The organism is Wolbachia endosymbiont of Glossina morsitans morsitans, assembly GCF_000689175.1.
Classification (GTDB): domain Bacteria; phylum Pseudomonadota; class Alphaproteobacteria; order Rickettsiales; family Anaplasmataceae; genus Wolbachia; species Wolbachia pipientis.
In genome coordinates this window covers 1-2,274 of sequence record NZ_AWUH01000150.1, presented here as the reverse complement: position 1 = coordinate 2,274, position 2,274 = coordinate 1, and the positions used below count along the sequence as shown (strand labels likewise).

At 33.6% G+C, this 2,274-nt stretch carries 3 protein-coding genes and 2 pseudogenes; 2 read left to right on the top strand and 3 right to left on the bottom strand.

All coding sequences use genetic code 11. From position 1 onward, the window contains the following. Positions 1-280: pseudogene (locus WGMM_RS05835) on the bottom strand (IS4-like element ISWosp8 family transposase); the annotation flags it as partial. Between the two features lie 50 nt (positions 281-330). On the opposite strand from WGMM_RS05835, the gene WGMM_RS07140 reads away from it, so the two are divergent. Continuing rightward, positions 331-453: a hypothetical protein gene (locus WGMM_RS07140; RefSeq protein WP_275039483.1), complete on the top strand. Its 123-nt coding sequence runs from the start codon at positions 331-333 to the stop codon at positions 451-453. 1 nt (position 454) lies between these two features. Here the strand turns inward: WGMM_RS07140 and WGMM_RS03910 are convergent, their stop codons facing one another. Beyond that, positions 455-829 carry a TraR/DksA family transcriptional regulator gene (locus WGMM_RS03910; protein ID WP_038250370.1) on the bottom strand — a complete coding sequence of 125 codons (375 nt, stop codon included), beginning with the start codon at positions 827-829 and terminating at the stop codon, positions 455-457. A 106-nt stretch (positions 830-935) separates the two neighbouring features. Here WGMM_RS03910 and WGMM_RS03905 point away from each other — a divergent pair, with 106 nt between their 5' ends. After that, positions 936-1,583, top strand: a complete 648-nt coding sequence (locus tag WGMM_RS03905; protein WP_038250366.1) for a heme exporter protein CcmB — start codon at positions 936-938, stop codon at positions 1,581-1,583. Positions 1,584-2,041: 458 nt separating this feature from the next. On the opposite strand, the pseudogene WGMM_RS03900 reads toward WGMM_RS03905, so the two are convergent. Beyond that, positions 2,042-2,274: pseudogene (locus tag WGMM_RS03900) on the bottom strand (tRNA (guanosine(46)-N7)-methyltransferase TrmB); the annotation flags it as partial.

The following is a 2,274-nucleotide window of genomic DNA, read 5'->3' as shown; positions in this document are numbered from 1 at the left end:
TAGCACTCCTCTATGTGCCACCGTAACACATAAGCTTTGCTCCAAAGTCTCGGTCAAAAACTCTGTTTCTCAGTTGGCTAATGTCAGCATTATAACTCTTACTTTCTGTATAAAAGCTTTCTGTATGAAAGCTTTCGTTTTATTTTTTAGCTTTTCATTTTCTAATATAAAATCAAAATTTAATTCGCCAGCGTTCCCATAGCTTACTATAATTTCTTTTTTGCAAGCGAAAAATAAAATCTACTTCCAAATCATAATGCTGCTGAATGAATTTTACTGAAGACGATCATAGATATAGCTCTTTTTACAATAATCCGAACAGACCGTAATATGCTACTGGCCTGCTATAGCCATAAACACATATCTTATCGCATTCGGACTATTATAAGAAAGGCTATACTTCAGCGCCTCTTGCTCCTCTTGAAGTCCAATGGGCTCACCACTTATGTGTAAATTAATCGTTAATGTTGTACACGTTCTTTTCTTTTTCTACTCTCTCTTGCTCTTCAATACAATATATAGCAAGCGGATTAGCTTTAAGTCTTTCGACTCCTATTTCTTCTCCTGTTCCATCGCAGTAACCATAAGTGCCTAATTTTATTTTTTCTAACGCCTCCTTAATTTTTTCTTTTCTAAGTTTTCGACGCTTGATTAATTCCTCGTTTCCACTATCTCCATCAGAATAGTATGTATCAATACTATTCTCTTCTAGTTCTTGTTTCTCCAGCTCAGCGAGTATTGACTGTAACTTTAAGCTGAAGTATTCCAGTTGTTTTACGCTCATATATTCTTCATCTTCTGGTGACTTTATTTTTGGTAACTTTTCCATAATTGCATTATCAAAAAAATAATAAAACCTATATAATTTATGAACAAAAAATTATACTACCTCAAAGTAAACACTATAATTTATAATAAACATTTAAAAGCCTAGTATGATCGACTCAGTAAAAAAAATAGTAATAGATGATAAGAACTTTACCTATATAGTATGTATTTTTATCATAATGTTAAGTTTATCTTCATTTACACTTAAAAACAACAATAGACAAGAAGTTATGTTAACATTAACATGGATATGTGCTACATTTGTTTTGCAGATTTCTACAAATAATTTGTTTACATCTGATTATCATGATGGAATATTAGAGCAAATCATTGTACAGCCACTCTCTTCTAGGCTTATAGTTGCTTATAAAATTTTCGCTCACTGGTTATTATTTGGGTGTCCGATTTCAGTAATTACTTCCATATTCAGCTTTGCAATTCTAGGCAATAGTATTGAACACTCAATAGCAGTTGGAGTGTCTTTATTATTTAGTACGCTGATAATCATTAATATTTCAGCTACTGGAAATGCATTGATGATTGGTCGAAACAACTTAGCATCAGGAGTATCGCAAATTCTTGTTTTGCCAATGATAATGCCAACCTTTGTGTATTTTAAAATGCTAACTCAATTTGAAAATTTATCCTTGAATATTTATACACTACTAATCACCATATTAGTTTTTGTTATTTTGATTGTTAACAGCACCATAACTACTCACATGGCACTAAAATTTGCTGTGGAACAGGATTGAAAAATCTTACTGTTATTCAGTAGACTTCTTGCATAACCTAGAAAAAAGGCAAATAGTTATTATAGATTTAGGTTTATCGACAATTTGAAAAACCTTCATTCCAGCATCCTTCCCTGTCATCCAAGTAGCCCTTCGTTGTCATCCCAGTGTCAAAAACTGGGATAACAGCTAACCTGACAACCGTCATCCCGCTACTTGTTAGCGGCTAAGAGATACCGTGACGGTATGACGGTTCGCGGTGGCATGACGATAAGCCTCATCATCCAGCTACGTGTTAGCGCCGCGGCGGCATGACGAGAAAGGGGCTACTTGGATGATACCTTTTTTCTACTTAGTTTGGGTTATGCAAGAAGTCTATTCCTTCATAAGGAGAAGTAGTTAAAGGAATTTACTCTATTTCTCCCTCTTTTTTTATTATTTTTAATTTATAGTTAACGTAAAAGAGATATGCAAAAACTCTATTGATCCATAGTCTGCAAATTATTAATAACACTTACTTTAAAGAACCTCACTTTACGCTGATCTTTGAGCGCTCTTCTGTGGTATTTTGTAAGAGTATAACTTGTGAAATCGTCTTCCCTATAGATTAAAGAGTTACACTGCTTTATATGTGATGCTATCCACTCTGCATAGTCCTGATGATCGGTTGCAATGAATATTTCCCCTGTTATAAGTATTTTTTTTGCTAATA

Coding starts and splice junctions, on each gene's coding strand:
- WGMM_RS03905 (WP_038250366.1), top strand. CDS start 936: ATGATCGACTCAGTAAAAAAAATAGTAATAGATGATAAGAACTTTACC.
- WGMM_RS07140 (WP_275039483.1), top strand. CDS start 331: ATGCTACTGGCCTGCTATAGCCATAAACACATATCTTATCGCATTCGG.
- WGMM_RS03910 (WP_038250370.1), bottom strand. CDS start 829: ATGGAAAAGTTACCAAAAATAAAGTCACCAGAAGATGAAGAATATATG.